Below are 20022 nucleotides of genomic sequence, written 5' to 3'. Positions count from 1 at the left end.
ACACTACGTCACTCTGCCGAGTCCATTCTTATTCTGCCCTGGCCGCACCGCATCTTCTCCTCCGGCACTCAATTCTGGGGGAAGGACGCACGATAAAAATGCGCTCAATTTATAGGCATTGAGCCTTTGCATCGGGCGTAAAAACCTCCGCAATTCTACCAACACGGAATGAACTTTCCACGCGCTGCCGCATTTTGATGCTGAGAGGGAAAGATTGCTTTATTTTCAGTCGCTTTGAGGGACCGAGGCGGCCCAAAAAATCTGGATCGCCGACCACTCATGCGGCTTGCATTGCTTCCAACCTTGTATTCAAATGTACAAAAAGGGGATCTGAAAGTTGGCATTTGATGAAATGATAAATGCGGACACCACGCCGCGAAGCCCATACGCAAACTACAACGACTGGTATAGCCGACAGGACCGGTCGCATCTGATCCAGAAATCCAAGGACGCGGAAAACATCTTCCGCAGAACCGGCATTACCTTTGCCGTCTATGGCCACGCCGACAGCGCCGAAAAGCTCATCCCCTTTGACATCATTCCGCGCATCATTTCCGGCAAGGAGTGGCGCAAGCTTGCCCAGGGCATCGAACAGCGCGTCATCGCGCTCAACGCCTTTCTGGACGACATCTACCACAAGCAGGAAATCATCAAGGCAGGTCGTATTCCCCGCGAGCTGATCGAGAAGAACGAAGCCTTCCTGCCGCAGATGATCGGCTTCCGCCCGCCGGGCGGCGTCTACACCCATATTGTCGGTACCGACATCGTGCGCACCGGCGAGGACCAGTTCTACGTGCTGGAAGACAATGCCAGAACGCCGTCGGGTGTCAGCTACATGCTGGAAAACCGCGAAACCATGATGCAGATGTTCCCAGAACTCTTCCATGAGAACCGGGTTCAGCGCGTCGAGGACTATCCCTATCAACTGCGCCAGTCGCTGGCGTCGCTCGCGCCCCCCGGCTGCAAGGGCAAGCCACGCGTGGCGGTGTTGACCCCCGGCATCCACAACTCCGCCTATTACGAGCATTCCTTCCTGGCCGACATGATGGGCGTGGAGCTGGTGGAAGGCTCGGACCTGCGCGTCATGGATGGCAAGGTGAAGATGCGCACCACGCAGGGCTATGAAGCCATCGACGTGCTCTATCGGCGGGTCGACGACGATTTCCTCGATCCCCTCACCTTCCGCCCGGATTCGGCGCTTGGCATTCCCGGCATCATGGATGTCTACCGCGCGGGCAACATCACCATCGCCAATGCGCCCGGCACCGGCATTTCCGATGACAAGGCGATCTATTCCTACATGCCGGAAATCGTCGAGTTCTACACCGGCCGCAAGCCGCTTCTGGAAAACGTGCCGACATGGCGCTGTTCGGAACCGGACAGCCTGAAATACGTGCTCGACAATCTCGCCGATCTTGTCGTCAAGGAAGTGCATGGCTCCGGCGGTTACGGCATGCTGGTCGGCCCAACCGCCTCAAAGAAGGAACGCGCCTTGTTTGCCGAGAAGCTGCGAGCGCGTCCGAACAATTACATTGCCCAGCCGACGCTTTCGCTCTCGACTGTCCCGATCATGGTGAAGAACGGCATCGCGCCACGCCATGTCGATCTTCGTCCCTATGTGCTTGTGTCCGACAAGGTCAAAATCATTCCAGGCGGCTTGACCCGCGTGGCCCTCAAGCAGGGCTCGCTCGTCGTCAATTCCAGCCAGGGTGGCGGCACCAAAGACACCTGGGTACTGGAGGACTGAGCCATGTTGGGAAGAACTGCAAACGGGCTCTATTGGATGTTCCGCTATATCGAGCGCGCCGAAAACATCGCGCGCCTCGTCGATGCGGGCCTGCGTGTCTCGCTGACGCGAAGCGGCAGCGCGGATGAGGATTGGGACGGCGTGCTGCAAAGTGCGGGCGTTCGCGAAGCCTTTCTCAAAGACAACGAAAAGGTCACGTCGGCAGATGCGATCGACTATCTCCTGCGCGACAAGAGCAACCCGTCGAGCGTGATGTCCTGCATCGACTCCGGCCGCAACAACGCCCGCATGGTGCGCACCGCACTGACGCGCGAGACCTGGGAAGCGACCAACGAATTCTGGATCGAGTTGAAGAGCCTGCTCGGACGCCGCTTGAAACCGGCGGAAATGCCGCATGTCATCGATGTCATCAAGCATCGGGCAGGCCTGGTGCGCGGCGCCTTCCACGGTTCGATGCTGCGCAACGATCTCTACAATTTCTCGCGCATCGGCACCTTCATCGAACGGGCGGACAACACCGCGCGCATTCTCGATGTCAAATATTACGTGCTTCTGCCTGCGGCAGCGCAGGTCGGCTCCTCGCTCGACAATGCACAATGGGAATCGATCCTGCGCTCAGTGTCGGCCCACCGCTCCTATGGCTGGGTCTACGACGCGGAATACAAACCCGCCAACATTGCTGACTTCCTCATTCTCAACGCCCGCATGCCGCGTTCGCTCGCCTATTGCTATGAGAAGATCGTCAGCAACCTCGGCTATCTCGCCAAGGATTATGGCGAGCGGCACGAGGCACACGAAACGTCGGACGCCATTTTGTCGACACTGAAGGAAACCACCATCGACCGCGTGATGGATCGGGGCCTGCACGAGTTCCTGGAAGCCTTCATCAACAGGAACGGCCAGCTGGGTCAGGAAATCACGGAAGGTTACCGCTTCTATCAGTAAGCGGTACAAGACGGGGATACGGGGCGAATGCGTCTGAAGATCAATCACACGACCGAATATCTGTACGAAGAGCTGGTGCCATACTCGCTTCAGCGCCTGCGCCTGACACCGCTCAGCGGCCCGATGCAAACCGTGCTGAACTGGGACGTTTCCGTCGAGGGCGCGACAGTGGAAGTGCGCTACGACGACCATTTCGGCAACCGCATCGAGCTTGTGGAAAGCGAAGGTCCCAGCCGCGCCGTGAAGGTTACGGCAAGCGGTGAAGTGGAAACGAAGGACAAGGCAGGCGTCTTCGGCGCCCATATCGGCAACGCGCCGCTTTGGCTCTTCATGCGCGATACGCCGCTGACCAAGCCCGGCAAACTGATACGCGAGATGGCTCGACAGAGTTCAGGCAGCACCGAACTGGAACGCCTTCACGAACTGATGGCCCTGATCCACCTGGAGGTCGAATACCAGACCGGCAGCACCGGCACCGAAACCACGGCGGAACAGGCGCTGGAAGCTGGCAAGGGTGTCTGCCAGGACCATGCCCATATCTTCATTGCTGCCTCCCGCCTGCTCGGCCATCCTGCCCGCTACGTCTCAGGCTACCTGATGATGGAAGGCGTCGAAGAACAGGTGGCAACCCACGCCTGGGGTGAAGCCCATCTTCCTGGCCTGGGCTGGGTCGGCTTCGATGCGGCCAACAAGATCTGCCCGGATGAGCGCTATGTCCGCATCGCCACGGGCCTATCCTACCGCGACTGCGCACCCGTCTCCGGCATGCGCGTTGGCGTTTCCGGCGAAAGCCTGAGCGTCTCCGTCACCGTGCATGAGTCCCAGAGCCAAAGCCAGTCGCAGAGTTGAAGCGCCGTTCCGACAATCGAGTCCGATTTTCGGGCCGATGCTGTAGAACCGAAGTCCATGCCGGTTTGAATGGACTCTGCGATCAATCGCGACAGGCGTCTCCAGGATCTTTCACCACGCTATACTCGGCTTCATCGTCCAGCTGACAGATCAAGACGCTCCCCGCGCCGCAACGGTAGCCGCAAGGTTGGAGCGGTGGCAGCGTTCGTAAAACTCCCGGGCCTCGAAAGACATGCCCGCTGGAATATCGACGAAGTCTTCCAGTCTCATTCTCTCGCGTTGGTCCAGAGCCGCGCTCATCAGGGCAGATGCAGGGACGAGCGCCACGGCCTCTTGAATGTTTTCAAAATAGGCGATGTTGCGATCCAAGACGGCGGGGTCACTCGTCTGTCCATGCGCAAGAACAAGCTGCTTCGGCTTCAGGCTGCGAATGCGGTTCAACGAGGAGCAGAGACTGCGCAGATCGTCAGGCGCGCTGCTCCAAACTTCCGGAATGGGATGCTCGACCGCATCCACCGCCAGGCACGTCTCGATCTCGGGGATCCAAACGGCAAGATGATCTGGCGTGTGTCCAGGCGTGTGCAAAAGATGCAGGCTGAGATCGCCGCCATGCAGCGTCATGCTCTCCCCGCTGAAGGTCAATGTCGGTGAAACAAGCTCGACCTCGTGAAAGCGGGGCTCGGTCTTTCTCTTCTGCTCAAGCGTTTGAAGCGCAGACGGATCGCGCAAGCGATCGATCGCGGATTGATGGGCGATGATCGGCGCGTCGCTGATGGCACGATTGCCCCAGAAATGGTCCCAGTCCATATGCGAGTTGACGACGATGAGCGGTCGATCCCGCATGCGGTCAGCAAGCAGCTCCAGCGCACGCCGGCACAGGGCCGGCGTCCCCAGCGTATCGACCAGCACATTGAAACGCTCGGTGCTGACGAACACAGCATCGACCTCATCACCCGCCCGAACAACCGTAATGCGATCATCGAGACCCGGGTACGATGTCAGACTCACATCAACCGTCATCATCACACCTTTCTGACGCAAACGAACGGATCCGTCCCGCGGGTCCTCCCAATCATGGTGGTGCCGCTCTGACATCGTCAAGCTCAGAAACACTTGTGGTGGCCAGCGCACTAACGGCCCCGCATCAAGCCTAGAAGCGCATTAAACTAAACTGGCGGAGGTGGAGACGATCGCGCAAAACTGCTAAGCGCTTTACCTCAATGAAATGTGACTGAGGAGAGAGAGCATCCATGACTGCCCGCGATGATCATACGATCGGCTTCTACGCCCGAGAAGTTGCCGCCTACACCACGCGAGGCGTAGACGCCTCCCCTCGCCTCAAGGCCTTTCTCGCAGCGCTTCCGCCCGGCGGCCGCATTCTCGAACTCGGCTGTGGCGCAGGCCAGGATAGCGAAGCCATGCTTGCCCTCGGCTTCGACGTCCATCCCACCGACGGCACGCCCGAAATGGCGCGTGCGGCAGCAGAACGTCTGGGCGTCGCAACCAGCACCTTGCTATTCGAAGACATTGCCGAGCAAAACGCCTATGACGGCATCTGGGCCAATGCCTGCCTGCTGCACGTGCCCCGCGCCACCCTGCCGTCGATCATCGCCCGCATTCATGCCGCCTTGAAAGACGAGGGCGTCTTCTATGCCAGCTATAAGGCCGGCACGGCCGAAGGCCGCGACGAACTCGATCGCTTCTATAATTATCCTTCTCCCGATTGGCTCCTGGACGTCTACCAGCAACTCTCATGGGACCAGATCACCATCGATGAAGCCAAAGGCAGCGGCTACGATAACAAGCCCACCGACTGGCTGCATGTAACGGCTGTGAAACCATAACTGTCTCATTAATGGGCGCACCCCTGTTTTTCACGATGGATGCCGCACACCCGCGGAACCTAATCCACCCGGAACTGTTTGCCGGGTGGGGAACAACAGGGACAGATCAGTGACAGGACAAGACTATCGCTTGGCTAGGTTTTTGAGCCACGACGCCATAAAGCAAGCATCACGCTCTGCATCGAGACGATCGGTACAGACGGACGAGCTTTTCTCACATCTACTACAGCAACTGGACGAGGCAGAAATGCCTGGGGACTGTTCGTCCCAACATGACAACCACGACAGCCACTGGATTTCAAAAACCCGTAATTGACGATGCTCCGGAGAGAGATCGAGATCGATTTTGAACTCCGGAACTATCTCACCATTGTCCTCGTTCGAACCGGTGGCAATGGCAGCGAGTGATCGCCCTTCATCAGCCCTCTCGTTTTCAGCTTAGATCGTGGAGATCCTTTGTGGTCGCCGGACCAATCGTGAACTCGGAGAAATGGACGCTCAGTCCGCTGCGTTCCGGCGTACAGGCCGTCGGACCAACCTCGTAGGTTTCCGCAATTGGAAAAGACGCCAGCCGAAGAAGGGGCCAATAGCTCCGATCTCGCGACGCCTGTATCCGCATCGCTCCATTCGACAGCGTCACGCGCATGTAGAAATCGTCAAGCTGCTTGAAAGGCTGCGAGACGGACCAGTCCGATCGTCCGTCGGTGACAACCGTGCTCAGGAATGCCTCTCCGTCTGTAAACTCGACACCCGTCTTGACCCAACGGGTCTTATCGATCCGCACCATCAAACCGGCCTGATCGTACAAGGTGCGAAACTCGCCTTGCACGCGGATTTCCGCCGTGAACCCGTCCGCTGTCGGTATGCCCAGAAAATGGCCTGTATCACGGGTGAAGCCATAATGGGTCTCGCGCCAAAAATCCGTCTTCGCATCCGTCGTCATCGTCAGGCTGTGTTCCGTGACCTGCGCGTTGACCGGCTCGTTCAACCATCGTCCACGTCTAAAATCGATCGTCACAAGCAGGCTCCGTGCATCTGAGAATGGGAATGCGGTGCGTCGCACGAAATGCGCACGACCACCAATGGCCAAATCGGCTGATTTCGACACTTCCGTCAAGACCGGCAACACTTTGAACACGCCCAATGCGGCGTTCCACGTCGCGTGTCCGATCAACGCCCATCGCCTATGGAATGCCCGGCGCGACGATTGCATCGATCAACGCTTCCTCGCCAGAACCAATTGGCTTTTGGCCCGGTTGGGCCTCGATCTGTGAATCAGATCTCGGAAAGCGACGCGAGACTGGTCGATGCCGTGAAGACGACGCCTGTTTCGTTGTAGTCGATCGCGGCTTTGCCACTCAGGCCGAGGCCCAGCATTCTGATCAGACGTGTCCCGAAGCCCGATTTCTGGGGTGTCACCACGGGCGGTCCACCGCTCTCGGCCCAGCTGAAATAGAAGTCTTCGCCCTCGATCCGCCACTCGATCCGGACCTCGCCGCCGCTTTTAGACAATGCGCCGTATTTGGCAGCATTCGTCGCAAGCTCGTGCACCGAAAGCGCCAGCGTGTTGCTGCCCTGGTGTGACAGGAGAAAGTCGGGACCGGAGATGACAAAACGCTCGCCGGCATCGAAAGGCTCGATGGCGCGTTCGATGACTGCCCTGATGTTGGCCGAAAGAAAGTCCCTAGACCGCAGCACATCGTGAGACCGGCCAAGCGCATCGAGGCGGCTGGTGATGTTATTGCGCATTGTCGCCACGTCAAAATCGCCGCGCATCGACTGGTTCACGATCGACTGGACGGTCGCCATCATATTCTTGATCCGATGACCCATCTCTTGCGCAATGACGGCTTTCTCTGCCTCAACTGTCTTGCGCGCGGTGATGTCCATCGAGATGCCGTTCATCAGGATCGGCTGCCCGTCGGCGCTGAACTTCGTTTCTGCCCGAACTTCTACCCAGCTCAAAGTCCCGTCCGGCCGGACGACACGATACTCGACCTGGAGATTGCCATCAGTGGAAAGAGCAGACATCACCGCATCCTGCCACCGGTTGAAGTCGCCCGGATGGATGGACGCCTTGAGTTCCTCGTAATCGAACCTGTCCGTCGGGCTGCGGCCAAAGTTCTTCTTGCAAAGAGCAGAACAAGACAGCTTCTGCGCTAGAACGTCGAGCGCCCAGGTTCCCAAACTGCCTGTCTTGAGCGTGAAATTCAAACGCTCTTCGCTGGCAATCAGATCGGCGATCCGTTGCTCCAGTTCGAGCTGGTAGTCTTCCTGATGCTCGATGGCCTTGACCGCACGCTCGCGTGTGACGTCGTATTGTGTGGCAAAGAAATACACCAGTTCCTCGCCCTCGAAGACCGGCGAAATCAGCAGCCTGTTCCAAAAGATCGACCCATCCCGCTTGTAGTTCAGCAGGTCCAGTTCGACGGAACGGCGCTCCGCGATCGCCTGCTTAAGGCGACGAACGTCGTTGGCATTCGTACCCGGCCCCTGAAGAAACCGGCAGTTCTTGCCAAGCGTTTCCTCACGGCTGTAGCCCGTCAACCTGGCAAAAGCATCATTGACAAAGATGATCGGGTTATCCGCCTTTCGCGGATCGGTGATCACCATCGGCATCCGCGATGCCCGCATCGCCGCCGCAAACGGGCCGGCACCAGATACCAGCTCGCTGATTTCATGTTCGGTATACAGGTGCTCGGGATTGTCCATGAGAAATCCATATACTCCCTTTGTTCTTTTGTATTGTGGAAAATGGATGTGGGACAAAAAGGACCATTGGCTGTCGGCGCGATGCGTCCACGGCGCCACCACACGGCCCCCGAAAGCGCATGCAAACGACCTTGGCCGGTTCCCCGCCAAGGTCTATCCCCGTCCAACGGGAGTGAAATGCGAGGCTATAGGATGCAGATTTCCTGTACGCATGCGACCTCAAATTCGGCATAGTGCCGATTGCCGCGGCTGATGCGTCAATCTTTCGATCAGCCCGCGACCGACTGAGCTTTCAGGGAGAACTGCACGCGTGAAGATTTGTATCGTCAATCCACCGCATACGGCGATCGGGAGTCGGGTTCCGGACGATCACCTGCCACCTCTAGGTCTCCTCTCCCTCGGCGGCCCATTGATCGACGCCGGGCATGACGTATCGCTCATCGATGCGGAGTTCGGGCCAATGTCGATTGCGGCGATCGTGTCGCAGATCGTGCTTGGCGCCCCCCACGCTGTGCTCATCGGGCATTCCGGTTCAACCTCGGCGCATCCGACTGCGCTTGCCATCGCGCAGGCAGTGAAGGCCCAGGATGACACGATACTCGTCATCTATGGGGGCGTGTTTCCGACCTACCACTGGCGAGAGATACTGACCGAAACAAACGCCTTCGACTTGATCGTTCGCGGCGAAGGAGAGGCGACGATAACGCTCGTGATCGACGCTTTGGAGACAGGACGGCCTCTTTCGATGGTGAATGGCATAGCCTATCGTGGAGAGGACGGCAGCGCAAAGGCGACCGCCCCTGCTCAGGCAATTGCCGACCTCGATAGCTGCAGGGTGGGCTGGGAACTGATCGATCATGCACGTTACAGCTACTGGGGCGGCAAAAGAGCCGTGGTCATGCAGTTTTCGCGAGGCTGCCCGCATCTCTGTAACTATTGTGGTCAGCGCGGCTTCTGGGCCCGCTGGCGGCACCGAGATCCGGTGCTGTTCGCACGTGAAATCGCAAGGCTTCATCGCGACCATGGCATAGAATTGGTCAATCTCGCCGATGAGAACCCGACCTCGTCAAAAAAGGCGTGGAAGGCGTTTCTGGAAGCGATGATTGCGGAGAATGTTCCCGTCCTGATCGTGGGCTCCACGCGTGCCGATGACATCGTGCGTGATGCAGATATCTTACATCTTTATCGCAAGGCGGGCGTCATCCGTTGGCTTATCGGCATGGAGAATACGGATGAGGCCACATTGGCGTTGATCCGAAAAGGTGGCGGCACGTCTTCGGATCGCCAAGCGATCCAGCTTTTGCGCCAGCACGGCATACTGTCCATGGCGACCTGGGTTGTTGGCTTCGAGGAGGATCGCCCAAAGGACCTATGGCGTGGTTTCCGCCAACTTCTGTCCTACGATCCTGACCAGATACAGGCGCTTTACGTTACGCCGCATCGCTGGACACCGTTCTTCCGGATCGCAAAGGACAGGCAAGTCATTCAGGCAGATATACGCAAGTGGGACTATAAGCATCAGGTCCTGGCCATGGCACACTTCCGGCCGTGGTTGTTGTTTGCCTGCGTCAAAGCAATCGAGTTGGCCGTCCAGGCGCGACCGCGCGCATTGGCACGCATCCTTTTTCATCCCGACCCGGAGCAGCGCCATTCGATGCGCTGGTATACCAAGATGGGCAGGCGTGTATGGCTGCGCGAAATCGTCCAGTTCATTGTCCAAGATCGATTTTTGGCCCAACGGCCAAGCCTGGAAGCATTCTGGGGAGACCCGCAGGATGCCGAGGAGGAATCGATGACGCTTCCGGCGCCGCGCCGTAAACAGGTCAAGCAGAACGCGGCACACACGGGATAGGCATTGGGCTGATATGGGAGCGAAATCGGTTCGGGCGTGGCAGATTGATGAATTCGTGATCGCCCGTCTACGTTCGAGCGGCTAACATTCCACAAACACCGACCTCAAACGAAGAGCCGCCAGATGAGAGCACCAAAAGCCATTTTGGAAACCGTGATATATGCGACCGATCTTGATGCCGCGGAGCGCTTCTATCGCGATGTCGTCGGGCTGGAGATCGTGAAAACCTTCAAGAACCAATTCGTTTTCCTGCGCTGCGGCGAGCAGATGCTGCTGATCTTCAATCCGGAGACCTCACGCGTCGCACAAGGCGGCAATCCGCTTCCCCGTCATGGCACCACAGGAGCGGGGCATGTGTGTTTTAGGGCTGAAAACAAGGCAGAGGTCGATGCATGGCGCGATCACTTCGTCGCCAAGGGTGTAGCGATCGACCTCTATTTCCGTTGGGACAACGGCGCCTATTCCGTTTACGTCCGCGATCCGGCCGGCAACTCCGTCGAGATCGGGGAAGTGGGTCTGTGGGCAAGTTGAAGTAAGACGCCTTACGGGATGCCCCGAAAATCGAGATCGATTTTCGGAAAAGCACGATGCGTAGATTTGCAGAGTAAGGCCCGTCCTTAGTGCATCCAAAGGGACGGACGGCGTTTCGATCTGCGATTCCCTTGCGACAGAAAAAAAGGGCTCGAACGCCATGCGCCGAGCCCTCTTCATCATGTCTGTGGGGCGGCAGTCCTTTGAGGAGAACCGCCCTGCCCGTTAGATTTGACGAACCGTAATCGTCTCTTCTTCGGCAACCTTCAGCGGGTTGCGAAGCGGCAGGCCAAAGCCGCCGGCCTCGATTTCGAAGACGTCGCCAGCTTCGGTCTTGATGCCATCGGCAAAGGACAGCGTCGCCGTGCCGAACATGTGCACATGCACTTCGCCCGGAACGCGGAACAGGCCGTATTTGAAATGGTGATATTCGAGGTTCGCGAAGGTGTGGGACATGTTGTCCTCACCGGAAACGAAAGGCTTTTCGAAAATCACCTTGCCGTCACGCAGGATACGGGACGTGCCGCGAATATCGGATGGCGGTGCGCCGACGCGAATTTCCGGGCCGAAGCTTGCTGGACGCAGCTTGGAATGCGCCAGATAGAGGTAGTTGATCCGCTCCGTCACGTGATCGGAGAACTCGTTGGAAACGGCAAAGCCGATGCGCACGGGCTCGCCCTTGTCCGAAATCACATAGATACCGGCCATTTCCGGCTCTTCGCCACCATCGAGCGCGAAAGAGGGAGAAACGAGTGCTGCGCCCGGGGCTGCCGAGACATGACCGTTGCCCTTGTAGAACCATTCGGGCTGAACGCCCTTTTCGCCAGCCTTCGGCTTGCCGTTCTCCAGACCCATCTTGAACATCTTCATCGAATCCGTCAGCGTGTCATCCGAGGCTTCGCTGGTCTTCTTGTGCATGCTGTCGCGCGTGGCGGCAGAGCCCAGATGCGTCAGGCCCGTACCGGTCAGATGCAGATGGGCAGGATCGGTATGAGTGATCGGCGGCAGGAAGCGACCTTCGGAATAGGCCTTCTCCAGATCGACCGCATCGCCATAACCATAGGCAGCAATCACATCGGCAAGAGACTTGCCGCCATTGGCAGCTTCCATCGCCAGCGCATAAACCGACTCGGCATTGTTGACGGCGCGGGCCTCGCCGCCATCTTCACGCGCGGCGACGATGATCTTGCCGCTGGCGTCCTTGATTTGAGAAATGAGCATAGTTGTTCCTTCCTGGGCGTCCTCAAACGCCCCCTCCTCATGGAAGTGGCCGGAAACCGGCCACTTGCTATCGTTCAAAACTGTTGGCGAACGCTAAGGTCAGCCCTTGTTTTTGTTGTAGACATCGAAGAACACGGCGGCCAGAAGCACGAGACCCTTGACCATCTGCTGGAAGTCGATGCCGAGACCGATGATCGACATACCGTTGTTCATCACGCCCATGATGAAGGCGCCGATGACCGCACCGGTGATCTTGCCAACGCCGCCGGAAGCAGATGCGCCGCCGATGAAGCAGGCCGCAATCACGTCCAGTTCGAAGCCCACACCGGCCTTCGGCGTCGCCGAGTTCAGGCGCGTTGCGATAATCATGCCGGCAAGACCGGCGAGAACGCCCATGTTGACGAAGGTCAGGAAGCTCAAGCGTTCGGTGTTGATGCCCGAGAGCTTTGTCGCCTTTTCGTTACCGCCCATCGCATAAATGCGACGGCCGATCGTGGTGCGACGGGTCACGAAGCTGTAGATCGCAATCAGCACCAGCATGACGATGAGAACGTTCGGCAGGCCGCGATAGGTCGACAGGCTGTAGCCGAGGAAGAGGATCGCAGCGGCAATCAGAACGTTCTGCACCAGGAAGAAGCCGAAAGGCTCGACCTCAATGCCATGCTTCTGATTCACCTGACGGCGACGGAAAGCCAGAACCAGAAGGACGACTGAAATCAAAATCGTCAGGATCAGCGAGGTGGTGTTGATGCCCTCGATGCCGCCAATATCCGGCAGGAAGCCGGTGCTGATGACCTGGAAGTCGGACGGGAACGGACCGATGTTCTTACCGCCGAGGACAAAGAGCGTCAGTCCGCGGAAAACCAGCATGCCCGCCAGCGTCACGATGAAGGACGGAATGCGGTGATAGGCAATCCAGTAGCCCTGGGCGGCACCGATGACACCGCCGACGACGAGGCAGATCAGCGCGGCCAGGAACGGGTTCATACCCCATTGGACCGTCAATATGGCGGCTATCGCGCCGACGAAGGCGACGATCGAACCGACCGAAAGGTCGATATGCCCTGCCACGATGACGAGCAGCATGCCGAGCGCCATGATGACGATGAAGGAGTTCTGCAACACGAGGTTGGTCAGGTTGACCGGACGGAAGAGAATGCCGCCTGTGTAGAACTGGAAAAAGAGCATGATGGCGACGAGCGCGATCAGCATGCCGTATTCACGGATATTGGACCGGATATACGAGCCGACCGAGATGACGTTGTTCTCTTCGGTGGATGTGTTGGTCGAACTCATCAGTTCTTCTCCCCTGAGCGCATGATAGCGCGCATGATACTTTCCTGGCTCGCCTCTCCCTTCGGCAATTCGGCGACAATCCGTCCTTCGTTCATAACGTAGATGCGGTCGCAATTGCCAAGCAGCTCGGGCATTTCCGATGAGATCATCAAAACGCCCTTACCGTCGGCGGCAAGCTGGTTGATAATGGTGTAGATTTCGTATTTTGCGCCGACGTCGATACCGCGCGTCGGTTCATCCAGAATGAGGACGTCCGGGTTGGAGAACAGCCACTTGGACAGCACGACCTTTTGCTGGTTGCCGCCGGACAGATTGACCGTTTCCTGGAAGATGCCGGACGAGCGAATGCGCAAGCGCTTGCGGAAATCCGTCGCCACCTTCATTTCCTGAATGTCATTGATGACGGTTCCAGACGACACCCCGGCCAGATTGGCAAGCGTGGTGTTGTGCAGAATGTTGTCGTTCAGCACGAGACCCAGATGCTTGCGGTCTTCGGTCACGTAAGCCAGACCCGCATCGATCGCCTTGCGCACGGTGCTGACATCCACGGGCTTGCCGTGAAGCAGAACCTCGCCGGAGATCTTGTGGCCATAGGACTTGCCGAACACGCTCATGGCGAATTCGGTGCGGCCCGCACCCATCAGACCCGCAATACCGACAACCTCGCCCTTGCGGACATTGATGTTGATATCGTGCAGGACCTGACGGTCCCGGTGCTGCTGGTGAAAGGCGTTCCAGTTCTTGACCTCGAGGATCGTCTCGCCGATCGGCACGTCACGCGGCGGATAGCGGTCTTCCAGATCGCGACCCACCATGTTACGGATGATCACGTCTTCGCTGATCTCTTCCTTGTGGCAGTCGAGCGTCTTCACCGTCATGCCGTCGCGAAGCACGGTGATCTGGTCGGCCACCTTGCGCACTTCGTTCAGCTTGTGGGTGATGATGATCGAGGTCAGCCCCTGGGTGCGGAACTCCATCAAGAGATTGAGCAGCGCTTCGGAATCGCTTTCGTTGAGCGAAGCCGTCGGCTCGTCAAGGATCAGAAGCTTCACGCTCTTCGACAGCGCCTTGGCGATTTCCACTAGCTGCTGCTTGCCGACACCGATATCGGTGATGAGTGTTTCGGGCGATTCCTTCAGGCCAACCTTCTTCAGCAACTCGCGGGTGCGATTGAAGGTCTGCTGCCAGCTGATGACGCCGTTTTGCGCGACTTCGTTTCCGAGGAAAATGTTTTCTGCAATCGACAGAAGCGGCACGAGCGCCAGCTCCTGGTGAATGATGATGATGCCGATATCTTCACTGTCGTTGATGGCGCGGAAATTGCGCAGCTCACCTTCGTAGTGGATTTCTCCATCATATGTGCCAGCGGGATAAACGCCGGAAAGGACCTTCATGAGGGTCGACTTTCCCGCGCCATTCTCGCCGACGAGCGCATGTATCTCACCTTGGCGAACCTTGAGGTTCACGTTTTCAAGCGCCTTCACGCCTGGAAACGTCTTGGTGATGTTGCGCATTTCGAGAATGGTGTTGTCCATATCACAATCCTGCGCCGTACAATCCGGCGTTCTTATTTGGATAAACGGGGAGCGACGATCACGTCCCTCCCCGCCACGATCATGAAGAAATTACTTCAGCTGGTCAGCCTTGTAGTAACCGCTTTCAACCAGAACCTTTTCAACATTGTCCTTGGTCACGGCAACCGGCTTCAGCAGGTAGGACGGAACAACCTTGACGCCGTTTTCGTAGGTCTTGGTGTCGTTGACTTCAGGCTCTTTGCCTTCCATCAGCGCGTTGACCATGTTGACGGTCACCTTGGCGAGTTCGCGTGTGTCCTTGAAGACGGTGGAGTACTGTTCGCCAGCCAGGATGGACTTGACGGAAGGAACTTCAGCGTCCTGACCGGAAACGACCGGCAGCGGCTGGTCCTTGGTGCCGTAACCTACGCCCTTGAGCGAGGAGATGATACCGATGGAGATACCGTCATAAGGAGACAAAACGGCGTCAACCTTGGCGTCGGTGTAGTAAGCGGAGAGCAGGTTGTCCATGCGAGCCTGGGCCGTTGCCGGATCCCAACGCAGCGTGCCGACCTTGTCCATGCCCATCTGGCCGGACTTCACGACGAGCTTGCCGCTGTCGATGTAAGGCTTCAGGACAGACATTGCGCCGTCATAGAAGAAGAAGGCGTTGTTGTCGTCCGGCGAACCGCCGAAGAGCTCGATGTTGAACGGACCCTTGCCGTCCTTCAGGCCGAGCTTGTCGACGATGGAGGTTGCCTGCAGAACGCCAACCTGGAAGTTGTCGAAGGTTGCGTAGTAGCTGACGTCGCCGCTGTTACGGATCAGGCGGTCATAGGCGATAACCTTGATGCCCTGTTCGCCGGCCTGCTTGAGAACGTCCGACAGAGTCGTGCCGTCGATCGAAGCGATAACGAGGACCTTGACGCCCTTCGTGACCATGTTTTCGATCTGGGAAAGCTGGTTCGGAATATCGTCGTCAGCGTACTGAAGGTCGGTCGTGTAGCCGGCGTCCTGAAGCTGCTTGACGATGTTGTTGCCGTCGTCGATCCAGCGCGCGGAGGACTTGGTTGGCATGGCGATACCGACCGTGCCCTTGTCCTGCGCCCAGACGGGCGACGCAAATGCCGCAGCGCCGATAGCGCAGGCAGCAAACAACGAAATGATGGATTTCATGAACTCTCTCCCTTGGAACCCTTTTAGGCTTCTGTATCCTTACAGAATGCCGTCAAATTCATGCGCGGTAGTGAAGAATCGAGCTTACTCGAACGGGCTCCCTGAGCATAATCCGTCTTTCATCGCTCCTCCCCGGCACGAGGTGCAAACTGTTCTGAATCTATATAACTGTCAAATAGAATATCTCTCTTTTCCTATATCAATTTTGATATATTAAATCGATACAAATGTTTATTCTAAGCTCTCCTGCCATAAACGGTGACGAAAATGGAACGCGATGAAACGAATCTGAGTGAGTTTCCCTCGATCATCGAAGACAACCCCCTGTTGCGTGCCGGGCTGAAAATGACCCATTTACGTATGCTTGTGATGGTGGAAGAACACGGCCAGGTAAGCGCTGCGGCCGCAGCCCTCAACATGACGCAGCCTGCAGCCTCGCGCGTTCTGTCGGAGATGGAGGCCATCGTGAAGAGCCCGCTCTGTCAGCGCGCATCACGCGGCGTTGTCTTAACCAAGTTTGGAGAAGCCTTGGCGAGACGGGCCAAGAAGATCCTTTTGGAGCTGCGAGAGGCAAGCCGGGAACTGGCACAGATGAAAACCGGCAGCGGCGGCTCGGTCTATATCGGCGCAGTCACCGCGCCTGCCATCAGCATGGTGGTGCCCGCACTTCGTAAAGCAATGGATATCTATCCCGGCATCGAAATCAGCGTGCAGGTGGAAACGAGCAACATTCTCGCGCGCGAGCTTCTGGCAGCACGGCATGATTTCGTCATCGGCCGCATTCCAGACGATCTCGACCCGGCCTTGTTCAACGCCCATGAAATCGGCATCGAGCGCGCCTGTCTTCTGGTCGGCAAGAATCATCCGCTGCTGAATGCCCCGCCTGCCCGGCTGGAGGATATTTGCGACTACGACTGGGTGTTCCAGCCGCCCGGCACACTGCTGAGGCGCACGATCGAGGATGCCTTCCTTGCCCAGGGCGTCTCGCTGCCGCGTAACATCATCAACACGCCCTCCACCGTCCTCACCCTTGCCATTGTCAGCACCACCCACGCAATCGCGCCGCTTGCGCTGGAAATGGCCGAGTTTCTCTCCGGCCAGCATTCCCCTATGGGCGACATCCGCATTCTGCCGACCGAGTTTGAGCTCAGTGTCAAACCCTTCAGCCTGCTGACGGTTAAGGACCGAGTGCTGCCGCCCAGCGCCCAGCTTCTTTATGATCTGGTGCTGGAGGAAAGCCGCAAGGCCGCGTAACGCTCAAGGCTCAGGCAATATTAGAGTGATTCTCTCTGCGGGAAGCAACGACCGCCGCAGTAGACCTGCTGAAGCGCCGCGCGTCCTGTTGGACGCACAAAGGGCGCTTTACTTTTTGAATCTACGCATCTTGCTTTAGCGCGGTCGCAAAGAGATGGGGTGTCATGCTTTTCGGCCAGTCGGTTTTCCAGTCTGTCGTCGCGCGCCTTGAGCGCGAGGCGGAAGATCGACCTGAGGAGGAAATTGCCACACCCTTTAGCCCGCGCGTCATCTTCGACCCCGGCCCCATCGCGACATCCGGCATACCCGACACAGAGCCGGACAATCGCCCGCTCTCTGCCTATCTCGATGTGCTGGAGGATATGCCGACCCTAGACATTGAGCCGAGGGATGAGGAGCCTGAACCGGCGCCGATGCCGGATTATCTTCAAAAGACCTCTCTGGCAGATGTCAGCGACGAGCTTGCCATCAACGACAGGGACACGTTGGAAAGCCTCAGCGAAAAGCGGCGGGCCTTCGCCAAGCTCAATCACCCCGACGCAGTCCTCGCCGCCTTTCGCGAAAACGCCCATTTGCGCATGACGGCCGCCAATCTTCTTATCGACCAGGCCATCCGGCTGTTGCCGCTGATGGGCAGAACCTGAAAACGCGCTCGGTAAAGCGCGTGTGAGGCCTCAGTCCTGCTCGGAGCGAACCGCTGGCTCGTCCGGCTTCGGCTCGGCCGGCTTGAAGGTAAACAGCAGCACATAGGCCGCATAAAGCGCGATGCCGCCGACGACGGTCATCCAGAAGGGCTCGTTGTTAACGAACTCCAACACCGCCCAGCCAGCGCAGACGCCAACGATCAGCAGCCGCACCCAGAGCGGGCGATACATCGGATGGTTCGTATCGATCAAAAGCATGGTCTCTCCCTTGCGCCAGCCTCTCATGCGAAATCCACGCAAGCATCCGGCTTTACTGCATCGGCCCGAAAATCAAAATCGATCTTCGGAAAAGCACGATGTGTCGATTCAAAAAGGTGAAGCATCCCTTGGGCGTCCAACAGGACGCACGGCGCTTCAAGCATTTTGCCGAGCATATCCCCTCAGAAACGCAACAATGCAAGACCGCAGGCCAAAGAGAGGCGCGAGAATCGCCTATCCAACCGGATTGTGATCGACTGAAGGCCAATCCACTGCGCTGGTGTGGGCAGGATATGCCGGCGTTTAGAGAAGGGCGACACGCTTGACCCCAAAACAAGAGGCTCGCCCCCAGGGTCAGGATCCAGCCAGATGACAGGCACACCCATCCGGCGGTATTGGAGAAATAGCCAGACCATTGTCCTTGATCTCAGAGAACTTACCCCGAGCGGCTCTGCGTGTGGACTGGCGAGCGATAGCAAACACGGATGAGGAAGCCCACTACCTCCCGCCCCGGAGCCACTGCACAACAATGGGAATGGCGCAGCAAGAGGTTTCGTCCAAGGATCGTGCTGCAACGGCGAACACCATGACGGGTCAGTCCGCTCATCGCAGACGCGCCACCCCTAGTCCGCAACAAAAAAGCGGCGCAAAACTGCACCGCCTTCAAGTGTTCAATGGAGAGCACCGAGCATTATCGCCCAGGATCAATCCTCGATCTTGCGCAACAGGCCGACGAGTTGATCGCGGGCCTTCTCGCCACCCAGTCGACCAACGAGCTTATCCTCATGGGCCTTCCAGATCTGCAGGATTTCGTCGAGCGTGGCTTTGCCCTCTTCTGTCATCTCCAGATAGTGGACACGGCGGTCGGTCGCCGATCTGCGGCGGGCGAGCAGCCCCTTGTTTTCCAGACCATCGATGATCGCCACGAAGTTGGCGCGCTGAATTCCAAGCGCCTCTGCAACATCGCTCTGCTTCAGATCGGTATTGTTCGCCACAACGATCAGCACGGAGAAATCAGCCGGACGAAGACCGTAGGCAAGAAGGCTCTCGTTGAAGTCCCCCACCACCGCGAGTTGTGCCCTCCGGAGCCTGTAAAGTACAGCTTCGGAAAGAATGGAGTAATCGACATCGAGCTTCGAGAGCTTGGAATGCCCGAGCGACGGCTCATCGGCTTCCGAGTATTTACCCTTCGCGCGACCTTGCTCAAAAGCCATATTCAAAGTCATCCCGGCCTCCTGTGATTCATCCGCTTGAGAGGTCATTAGCGGCATATGTTTATTAGAACAATGTTTAATAGTAATTAATCCATAGGTCTAGGGTTCGTACGGATGAAATCTTCCATGGTAGAAACGATAAGCATTTCCTACTATTAGCATCGCATAAATATTGGTTCTTACAACCAATATATTGTAAACAAACCACTAATCTCGCTCTTATCAAACTCGAGCGCGAAAAATCATCATGCACGTTCTCGTTAACTAGCCACTCATCATGCAACCGGCGAAAGATGAAGTACAAATTCCAGCCCGTAAGAATTAGACACAAGCAAAGCGTGCAAGAAGTAATAGATGATTTTTAACCATACCGATTCATCGGCAATATCATTGTCGCCGGCGACATTTTACGGATTGAAGAGACAGGAAAGCTGGTTTAAGAAACCCGGCATATCCAAACGCGACTCAAAAACGCGTCACGAGTGCACCCGTAGCTCAGCTGGATAGAGTGTTGGATTCCGATTCCAAAGGTCACAGGTTCGAATCCTGTCGGGTGCGCCATTTTCCAATAGTTCTCTTCGACGTGCATATGGCGCTCGCGATCCCATCTTCTGCGGATATTTGGTCTGCTGGAGACACGCCTTCGAAATCGCGTCAAACCACCGTCTTGACTCTTCCCAAAAATGAGAACATTTATAGAACAAATGAGAGAGCGAGCAATGTCCGGAGCTGAAAAGATCATCGTGGTGCAGTTCAAGAAGGGACGCGGCGGTATTGTGCCGGGGGATATTCGACAGGCTTCCAGCGCCGCCTCTGCCGAGAAGATTGCCGGTGCAATGGCGTCTCGCCATATTGGCGTTGCTGCCTATGCCGTCACCGTGGATGAGGAGAGTGGCGATATGGCCGATCCCCGTCTCTTGGTCTCTCATGGCGAGATTACCGACTTGATGCCTGACTGACCGGAC

Annotated in this window: 19 protein-coding genes and 1 tRNA gene; 11 read left to right on the top strand and 9 right to left on the bottom strand. The window is 57.4% G+C overall.

All coding sequences use genetic code 11. The annotated features are described in order from the left end of the window. Nucleotides 1–337: 337 nt before the first annotated feature. Genes AC07U5_RS04660 through AC07U5_RS04650 form a run of 3 tightly spaced genes read left to right on the top strand, consistent with a single transcriptional unit; the run spans nt 338 to nt 3541 of the window. Nucleotides 338–1747: a circularly permuted type 2 ATP-grasp protein gene (locus tag AC07U5_RS04660; RefSeq protein ID WP_062426290.1), complete on the top strand. Its 1410-nt coding sequence runs from the start codon at nt 338–340 to the stop codon at nt 1745–1747. 3 nt (nt 1748–1750) lie between these two features. Then, nucleotides 1751–2692, top strand: coding sequence for an alpha-E domain-containing protein (locus tag AC07U5_RS04655; protein ID WP_494722408.1), 942 nt, complete (start codon nt 1751–1753; stop codon nt 2690–2692). Between the two features lie 27 nt (nt 2693–2719). Beyond that, nucleotides 2720–3541 carry a transglutaminase family protein gene (locus AC07U5_RS04650; RefSeq protein WP_494722407.1) on the top strand — a complete coding sequence of 274 codons (822 nt, stop codon included), beginning with the start codon at nt 2720–2722 and terminating at the stop codon, nt 3539–3541. Nucleotides 3542–3691: 150 nt separating this feature from the next. Here AC07U5_RS04650 and AC07U5_RS04645 read toward each other — a convergent pair whose 3' ends face one another. Further along, nucleotides 3692–4561, bottom strand: coding sequence for an MBL fold metallo-hydrolase (locus AC07U5_RS04645; RefSeq protein WP_494722406.1), 870 nt, complete (start codon nt 4559–4561; stop codon nt 3692–3694). Nucleotides 4562–4791: 230 nt separating this feature from the next. Between AC07U5_RS04645 and AC07U5_RS04640 the strand changes: the two genes are divergently transcribed. After that, on the top strand, nt 4792–5385 hold the full coding sequence (locus tag AC07U5_RS04640; protein WP_443264971.1) for a class I SAM-dependent methyltransferase: 594 nt from the start codon (nt 4792–4794) through the stop codon (nt 5383–5385). A gap of 433 nt (nt 5386–5818) precedes the next feature. Here the strand turns inward: AC07U5_RS04640 and AC07U5_RS04635 are convergent, their stop codons facing one another. Continuing rightward, nucleotides 5819–6403, bottom strand: coding sequence for a DUF1349 domain-containing protein (locus AC07U5_RS04635; RefSeq protein WP_113261677.1), 585 nt, complete (start codon nt 6401–6403; stop codon nt 5819–5821). Nucleotides 6404–6467: 64 nt separating this feature from the next. Here AC07U5_RS04635 and AC07U5_RS04630 point away from each other — a divergent pair, with 64 nt between their 5' ends. After that, nucleotides 6468–6659, top strand: coding sequence for a hypothetical protein (locus tag AC07U5_RS04630; protein ID WP_494722405.1), 192 nt, complete (start codon nt 6468–6470; stop codon nt 6657–6659). Between the two features lies 1 nt (nt 6660). Here AC07U5_RS04630 and AC07U5_RS04625 read toward each other — a convergent pair whose 3' ends face one another. Then, nucleotides 6661–8097, bottom strand: coding sequence for a PAS domain-containing protein (locus AC07U5_RS04625; RefSeq protein ID WP_113261618.1), 1437 nt, complete (start codon nt 8095–8097; stop codon nt 6661–6663). A 310-nt stretch (nt 8098–8407) separates the two neighbouring features. Here AC07U5_RS04625 and bchE point away from each other — a divergent pair, with 310 nt between their 5' ends. Next, a complete protein-coding gene (bchE, locus tag AC07U5_RS04620) occupies nt 8408–9949 on the top strand; it encodes a magnesium-protoporphyrin IX monomethyl ester anaerobic oxidative cyclase (protein WP_494722404.1) in 1542 nt (513 codons plus the stop codon). A 123-nt stretch (nt 9950–10072) separates the two neighbouring features. Then, entirely contained in the window at nt 10073–10480 is a 408-nt protein-coding gene (locus tag AC07U5_RS04615) for a VOC family protein (RefSeq protein ID WP_494722403.1), read from the top strand. Between the two features lie 225 nt (nt 10481–10705). On the opposite strand, the gene araD1 is transcribed toward AC07U5_RS04615, so the two are convergent. The 4 genes from araD1 to chvE all read right to left on the bottom strand — a co-directional run bounded on the left by araD1 (nt 10706) and on the right by chvE (nt 15687). Next, a complete protein-coding gene (araD1, locus tag AC07U5_RS04610) occupies nt 10706–11701 on the bottom strand; it encodes an AraD1 family protein (protein ID WP_494722402.1) in 996 nt (331 codons plus the stop codon). 99 nt (nt 11702–11800) lie between these two features. Beyond that, entirely contained in the window at nt 11801–12997 is a 1197-nt protein-coding gene (mmsB, locus tag AC07U5_RS04605; protein ID WP_494722401.1) for a multiple monosaccharide ABC transporter permease, read from the bottom strand. After that, entirely contained in the window at nt 12997–14532 is a 1536-nt protein-coding gene (gene gguA, locus AC07U5_RS04600; protein WP_062426279.1) for a sugar ABC transporter ATP-binding protein GguA, read from the bottom strand. Before gguA ends, mmsB begins: the two co-directional genes overlap by 1 nt. A 90-nt stretch (nt 14533–14622) precedes the next feature. Beyond that, nucleotides 14623–15687: a sugar ABC transporter substrate-binding protein ChvE gene (chvE, locus tag AC07U5_RS04595; RefSeq protein ID WP_062426278.1), complete on the bottom strand. Its 1065-nt coding sequence runs from the start codon at nt 15685–15687 to the stop codon at nt 14623–14625. 267 nt (nt 15688–15954) lie between these two features. On the opposite strand from chvE, the gene AC07U5_RS04590 reads away from it, so the two are divergent. Together AC07U5_RS04590 and AC07U5_RS04585 are read left to right on the top strand one after the other, a co-directional pair. Then, complete coding sequence (locus tag AC07U5_RS04590; protein ID WP_494722400.1) at nt 15955–16941, top strand: LysR family transcriptional regulator; 987 nt, start codon at nt 15955–15957, stop codon at nt 16939–16941. 164 nt (nt 16942–17105) lie between these two features. Then, nucleotides 17106–17585: a hypothetical protein gene (locus tag AC07U5_RS04585; protein WP_494722399.1), complete on the top strand. Its 480-nt coding sequence runs from the start codon at nt 17106–17108 to the stop codon at nt 17583–17585. A 30-nt stretch (nt 17586–17615) separates the two neighbouring features. Here the strand turns inward: AC07U5_RS04585 and AC07U5_RS04580 are convergent, their stop codons facing one another. Further along, the gene (locus AC07U5_RS04580; protein WP_112521083.1) at nt 17616–17843 is read right to left on the bottom strand and encodes a hypothetical protein; all 228 of its coding nucleotides are present in this window, start codon (nt 17841–17843) and stop codon (nt 17616–17618) included. 704 nt (nt 17844–18547) lie between these two features. Next, nucleotides 18548–19069 carry a MarR family winged helix-turn-helix transcriptional regulator gene (locus AC07U5_RS04575; RefSeq protein ID WP_207773695.1) on the bottom strand — a complete coding sequence of 174 codons (522 nt, stop codon included), beginning with the start codon at nt 19067–19069 and terminating at the stop codon, nt 18548–18550. A 472-nt stretch (nt 19070–19541) separates the two neighbouring features. Between AC07U5_RS04575 and AC07U5_RS04570 the strand changes: the two genes are divergently transcribed. Together AC07U5_RS04570 and AC07U5_RS04565 are read left to right on the top strand one after the other, a co-directional pair. Further along, nucleotides 19542–19618, top strand: a tRNA-Arg gene (locus AC07U5_RS04570). A 158-nt stretch (nt 19619–19776) separates the two neighbouring features. Continuing rightward, a complete protein-coding gene (locus AC07U5_RS04565) occupies nt 19777–20016 on the top strand; it encodes a hypothetical protein (protein WP_062426274.1) in 240 nt (79 codons plus the stop codon). The last annotated feature ends 6 nt before the right edge of the window (nt 20017–20022 follow it).

Source organism: Agrobacterium sp. GW821-FHT02D03, from assembly GCF_059421725.1.
Note: the sequence above shows the minus strand (reverse complement) of the source record. Positions and strands in the feature narration are given on the sequence as shown.

Coding starts and splice junctions, on each gene's coding strand:
- AC07U5_RS04630 (WP_494722405.1), top strand. CDS start 6,468: ATGGCCAAATCGGCTGATTTCGACACTTCCGTCAAGACCGGCAACACT.
- AC07U5_RS04575 (WP_207773695.1), bottom strand. CDS start 19,069: ATGACTTTGAATATGGCTTTTGAGCAAGGTCGCGCGAAGGGTAAATAC.
- mmsB (WP_494722401.1), bottom strand. CDS start 12,997: ATGAGTTCGACCAACACATCCACCGAAGAGAACAACGTCATCTCGGTC.
- AC07U5_RS04580 (WP_112521083.1), bottom strand. CDS start 17,843: ATGCTTTTGATCGATACGAACCATCCGATGTATCGCCCGCTCTGGGTG.
- gguA (WP_062426279.1), bottom strand. CDS start 14,532: ATGGACAACACCATTCTCGAAATGCGCAACATCACCAAGACGTTTCCA.
- chvE (WP_062426278.1), bottom strand. CDS start 15,687: ATGAAATCCATCATTTCGTTGTTTGCTGCCTGCGCTATCGGCGCTGCG.
- AC07U5_RS04645 (WP_494722406.1), bottom strand. CDS start 4,561: ATGACGGTTGATGTGAGTCTGACATCGTACCCGGGTCTCGATGATCGC.
- AC07U5_RS04625 (WP_113261618.1), bottom strand. CDS start 8,097: ATGGACAATCCCGAGCACCTGTATACCGAACATGAAATCAGCGAGCTG.
- AC07U5_RS04585 (WP_494722399.1), top strand. CDS start 17,106: ATGCTTTTCGGCCAGTCGGTTTTCCAGTCTGTCGTCGCGCGCCTTGAG.
- AC07U5_RS04565 (WP_062426274.1), top strand. CDS start 19,777: ATGTCCGGAGCTGAAAAGATCATCGTGGTGCAGTTCAAGAAGGGACGC.
- AC07U5_RS04650 (WP_494722407.1), top strand. CDS start 2,720: ATGCGTCTGAAGATCAATCACACGACCGAATATCTGTACGAAGAGCTG.
- AC07U5_RS04640 (WP_443264971.1), top strand. CDS start 4,792: ATGACTGCCCGCGATGATCATACGATCGGCTTCTACGCCCGAGAAGTT.
- AC07U5_RS04615 (WP_494722403.1), top strand. CDS start 10,073: ATGAGAGCACCAAAAGCCATTTTGGAAACCGTGATATATGCGACCGAT.
- AC07U5_RS04655 (WP_494722408.1), top strand. CDS start 1,751: ATGTTGGGAAGAACTGCAAACGGGCTCTATTGGATGTTCCGCTATATC.
- AC07U5_RS04590 (WP_494722400.1), top strand. CDS start 15,955: ATGGAACGCGATGAAACGAATCTGAGTGAGTTTCCCTCGATCATCGAA.
- araD1 (WP_494722402.1), bottom strand. CDS start 11,701: ATGCTCATTTCTCAAATCAAGGACGCCAGCGGCAAGATCATCGTCGCC.